This is a genomic window from Magnetococcales bacterium (assembly GCA_015228935.1).
In the GTDB taxonomy this organism is placed as follows: domain Bacteria; phylum Pseudomonadota; class Magnetococcia; order Magnetococcales; family DC0425bin3; genus HA3dbin3.
This window is the reverse complement of the sequence record JADGCO010000128.1, coordinates 1-5,408: the sequence shown is the minus strand read 5'-3', so window position 1 is coordinate 5,408 and position 5,408 is coordinate 1. Positions and strand designations below refer to the sequence as shown.

The 5,408-nt window shown below is 52.4% G+C and carries 3 protein-coding genes and 1 tRNA gene; 2 read left to right on the top strand and 2 right to left on the bottom strand.

Annotation, left to right across the window (positions count from 1 at the left end):
* Positions 1–133 precede the first annotated feature (133 nt).
* Positions 134–3,262 (bottom strand): hypothetical protein, encoded by a 3,129-nt coding sequence (locus tag HQL65_18720; GenBank protein MBF0138271.1) that lies wholly within the window; start codon positions 3,260–3,262, stop codon positions 134–136.
* A gap of 436 nt (positions 3,263–3,698) precedes the next feature.
* Between HQL65_18720 and HQL65_18715 the strand changes: the two genes are divergently transcribed.
* A tRNA-Lys gene (locus HQL65_18715) sits at positions 3,699–3,774 on the top strand.
* Between the two features lie 127 nt (positions 3,775–3,901).
* A complete protein-coding gene (locus tag HQL65_18710; GenBank protein MBF0138270.1) occupies positions 3,902–4,954 on the top strand; it encodes a site-specific integrase in 1,053 nt (350 codons plus the stop codon).
* 5 nt (positions 4,955–4,959) lie between these two features.
* On the opposite strand, the gene HQL65_18705 is transcribed toward HQL65_18710, so the two are convergent.
* The coding region (locus HQL65_18705; protein ID MBF0138269.1) for a hypothetical protein at positions 4,960–5,408 on the bottom strand (449 nt) is incomplete at its 5' end.

Below are 5,408 nucleotides of genomic sequence, written 5' to 3'. Positions count from 1 at the left end.
TTGCCCGTCTGTCCTCCAATTGCCCGTCTGTCCTCCAATTGCCCGTCTGTCCTCCGACTGCCTGACCTTATGCACGTCGTTCGTCCGTCTGCATGTCTGGTTTGTCAGGGTTATTCTCGGATATATCGTTCGTTCAATCCTCGCCGACAATGATGCGATAGGCAAAGGCTCCCCCTTCCGGGGCTTCCATTTCGATACAGTCGGTCAATACCCGATGGAGACGCAGATTATCTTCGCCTTCCTGGGTCTCTGCCGTCAACACACAGCGATCCAGAAGTTCCAGACGCACGGTACGTTTTTCACCGCTCACAAACTCCACCGTATGATCGTCCACCCAGTGCAAACGGTGGCGCTGTCCCAACTGCACGGCCCCATTCAGATCGGCACAAAACTCATTGGCCACGACATGGCCGGGCTGCACATCGATATAGCGAATGGTCAGGGTGCGATCATCCAAAGAGATACGTTTGGAAAACGGTGGATCCTGGTGAAACACGACTCCTTCATGGCCATGGAGACGCGCCTCCCGATCCATGGCCAGGTGGTTGCGAAATGACTCCAAAGTCCACGCCGGAGCCGGGCCTGTCCTTTGATAGGACCATTCCACCGTATTCGCACTGACCTGGGTCATGCGATAGGCATTGAAATTGTCTGGATAATGGCACTCCACTTCCCGCGCCACGCCACTGCGGGGATCATATTTTTTTCCAGTACTGCCACGACTCTGCCGCACGTCACAGGCAATGTAGGCATGATTGGGGGTGTAAACGGTATTTTGGACGATTTCACCGGCGCAGATCCGGGTCTCTCCGTACTTGTTGTCACCGGCCAGAAAAGAATAGCCCTTGAAGGTGCCGCTGACACAGCAAGGCACACCCCCATGCATTGTGAACAGATGGGTGATACGCCCCCCATTTTCGTCCATGACCACCAGCACCTTGCGATTGTACAAGATGGAATTGGGGGCCACATCCCGGTCCCAATGCAGAGGTGTTTCCAGGATGGGACGGTCCCGAAACCGTTCGGCACGCCATTTCAGGTTGCGGTAGCGAACGAAACGCAACGGCTCCATGAGCGGTCCACTGTTCAAGAATGTTTCCGTCGTTGCGTCGGTTTTTGCCCATTCAGCCCAGACCGCCGCGTTCAGGTAGACCTGGGCATTCCGGCATTGCAAGGTCGTGGTGATGGCCCCATCATCCGGCTCGATGACATCATGGCGTTCATTGATATTCAGACCGGCAATCGGGCTGATGGACTGTTTGTTCCACAACGCCCGATGCAGGGAAAAGCCATAGGAGATTCTGGCGAGGTCATACAGGCGATTGTGATAGGCCGGTGGCCAGTCAAGTATGGCATATTCCATGCCCTGGGATATTTCTTCCAGGGTCTGTCCCATCCAGAATGAGGGAAAAACCTTCCAATTGTCGTACCAGGCATCCAGGTGAAATTCCTTGCCATACACATCCCTGCCTGCCACTCCTCCCGGATCGAGTTCAGGCGCAATGGCGGACTGCATGTCGAGCGTCCCGACACACTCCTGATCGGGATTCAGGTTGGCAGTGGTGATGGCCCGGATCCACGGGTGGGCGGCGATCCATTCCAGGGCACTTTCAAACGCCAACCGTCGGTCGATTTCACAACATGCGTCGGTCTCTGCAAACCAGCCGTTGCCGGAAATCCGACTGGCATGGTCGCCATAGACCATGAGGTGATGGCGGCGAATCTCTGGATTGGCGGCAAAATAGAAAAATTTGCGCCGCAAATCTTTTTCGAGTTTACCCCGTTGCCGTTCCCAGGCAGAAGCGGCCAATAATTTTTCCCGCACCTCATCGGTAATGAACAACAGATAGAGACCCGTTTCCCGATCCTGCCAGAGATAATGATCGTCGATATAGATCCCATCGGCATGGGCGTTGGTCTGGACCGTTTCCCGGTAGGGCCAGAAACCCGTGGAACCATCCACCACCAGAAAACAAATTTGATCCGCACGTTGCAAGGCACGAGTCACATTGGGGGTTTGCCGATAATATTTTCCTTCCGGGAAAAATACCGTATTGCAGTGGCCCAGAATATTGCGCACCATGTCGATACCGCCCTGGATTGCATGGCGATTCGTTTCTTCCTGGAAATAGGGGAGAAAATGGCCTCCAGCTCCGGCGATGGTGGGTTCCAGAAGACCATGGGCCACATCGGCTTTCATGATGTCCAGATCTTTTGGAGACTCCTGGGCCAGGAGGGTCAAAAATCCCCCATTGAAGGACCAGAGGTGTGGCAGACGATGCCGACGATAGGCATCCAGGGTAAACATGTAACCGCAGCCGATTTCTCCTTCGGCACTGTTGGGATGGCTGCTGCCCAGAGACCGTTCATCGCGCAGGGCCATCCGGGTACTGGTCCGGGGCGGATTGTATCCTGAATGCGGATATTCAAACGAGTCATGCAGAGTGTGGCGGCAGTCGTTGATGAACATGATCCTGGCCTGACCGACCTGGTGTTTTTTTTCCAGATCGAAACGTTCACCGCGCCACCAGACATGGTCGATCTGCCCGATATCCGCCTTTGGGATTGAAATGACCACCGTATCATGGAAGGGATTGATCAACGGCAGGGTTGGCAGTTGGCCCGGATTGAAGCCCCGTTGGGTCAAATCGTACCAATGATGTCCTACCGCCAATTGGAAATTCATTCGCACGGCCTTGATATCCAGCAGATCGGCACGCAAATGATGGAAACGCTCATCCTGCCTGTAGTAGAGGGCAAAGGCATCATCAATCGAGCCATTGCCTGCTGAAATGGCCAGAATGTCGTCGCGGGCAAAATCGGGCAGGGCACTGTAGAGCGTATGAGGTCCAAGCCGATGGGATGCCTGTCCCATAGTTTGGACCCTGATTTCGTAGCGAATTTTTGCATTGCGGGGAAGATTGTATACGAAGGCCTCATAATACCGATTATTTTTGCGGCCCAGATTTTCTTCCATATCCAGATACCAGCGGGCTGTCTGGCGTTTGGCAAGCCTTTCCACGGCAATGTCGTCCAGGGTGATGCCACGCACATGGCCACGGGGGTTATCCAGATCAAAGCCAATACAAAAGGGGGTCGCGTCGTCCAGGGAAATCTCAACCACAATATTGACGGGCAAAGAGGGATCGGACCACACGCCGAAAGGAAGACACAGGGTTACCCGGCCATCCCGCATTTCAGCTTCTGTTTCCCTGAAATGTGGCAGGGTGTCGATTTCAAAATGCCAACACATCAAATTCATGAGGCTCTCCTCGTTGCATCGTTCCCAACATTCTGGTACACCATCAATTCACCAATCCCTCGCCGCTTACCGGCCCCTCAACTCGACCCGGACCCGGGCACGTTATCAAAATATGGTTTATTTTCAGCAAGACTCGCCGATTCGGTCAACCCAGGCTCCTGAATCTTTCTTAGAGTATATTTTGAACAATAGGTTCAAAATCCTTCGGTAGACACCGTTTTTTTGATTTGATTCGAATCAGGCGCAAACCCTTGTTTAAGCAATATATATACCAGAATATTTCATTTTCTGCTACTTTTTTCCACCATTTTCCAAAAAAAAATTCAACCAGGTGCGTTTCAGAGGTTTTCTCCGCAATAATTTTTTGCTAGGATGCGTGTTTCCGGTCTACACACACGGGATGATGTGGTTTCAGTCCAGGAGACCGGTCTGCGTTGGGCCGTTAGCTCAGTCGGTAGAGCAACAGACTTTTAATCTGTGGGTCGCTGGTTCGACTCCAGCACGGCTCACCAAAAAGAATCAAGGGGTTGGATTAAATATCCAACCCTTTTTTTTGGTCTGTTTTAGATGACGTGAACAATTTGTGTACAGTGAGGATGCCTCTTGATTTACTGACCTAGCCAATGGTAAGGAACTCCAATGGCTACGATCCACAAACTCCCGTCAGGTCATTGGCGTGTCCTGATCCGCAAAAAAGGCTACCCGGTCGTCTCCAGAACATTCCCCAAACGAAAAGATGCTCAGGCGTTTGTCGCCAATGCGGAAGACTCTATGAACAGGGGGATATTTGTTGACAGATCAGCGTCAGAAACCATCACCATCCGGGACGCTTTCGACCGATACCTGAAGAGCGTCTCCCTCCAAAAGGCACCCAATACGCATCGGGACGAAATCAACAGGGCAAATAATATTTGTCGATACATCGGGGAATACACCCTGGCCACTCTGAAGGCCCCGATCCTGGCAAAATTTCGTGATCGCCGAGTTGGTGAGGGAAAATCCGGGAACACAATCCGGCTCGATTTTGCGTTGATCCGACATTTGTATCGGATTGCCATTCGTGAATGGGGAATCGGGCTGGAGGTGAATCCAGTCGATCTCGTTGATAAGCCGGGTCTTGCTCCTGGGCGAGATAGACGGCTGGTCCAAGATGAGGAAGCCCGCTTGCTGGCGGCCTGCGACGCCTATGTCAACCCGATGTTGGGGTGGATTGTGCGGATCGCATTGGAGACGGCCATGCGACAGGGAGAGATACTGCGGTTACGGGTCCAGGATATTGACCTGGTCAACCGGCTGGCCAGCATCCCACCAAACAAAACGAAAGCCAGGAACAAACCGGAACGGGTTGTGCCATTGACCCGGGAGGCTGTTCGAGTGTTTGGGGTGGCGGTCAATTGGATCTTCCGACCAACGGATTCAGACCTGGTGTTCCCTGGAGACCCCGGGAAAGATGGAGTGCGTCGTCCGTATACACTCACCAAACCCTGGCAGACGGTACTCAAAAGAGCCGGCGTTGAAGGGTTCCATTTCCACGATCTACGGCATGAAGCCGTATCCCGTCTCGTCGAGTCTGGACTATCTGACCAGGAGGTGGCTGCAATATCTGGCCATCAGACCATGCAGATGTTGCGTCGGTATACCCATCTCCGGCCAAGAGACCTTGTGATGCGGTTGGATGCCATTCGAAAATAGATTTTTCATGGGCGTTTGACCGCTTCCCTTTTGAAGACGTACTCACCATTTTCGAGGATCGCAGGGACACGGTCTCCCTCACGGTGTCTGGATACTCGATGATCCAGAGCATGGGCATCCCGGGTCACCTGTTGGACAGTACAGATTTTGATTTGTGGATCGAACTTGGCGTACATGGCTTTGAATTCGATCACCCACACCCAAGGGTTATTGACCCATTTGTGGCAGGGATTGGTGCAGATGCTGTCCCAAAGAGACATGTAACTGGCTATGGCGGACGTTCTTTTATCGTATCCTTTCTTATGAACAGCTTTACATTCATCCGTTTTTCCGTAGCATTTCCACAAATCTTGAATCTGCTCAACTCCCTCGGCAATGACATCTTCTTCAGTTACATCATGTAATTTCTCAATACGTACATCCGTAATATGTAACGTTATCCTGGATGCCCATC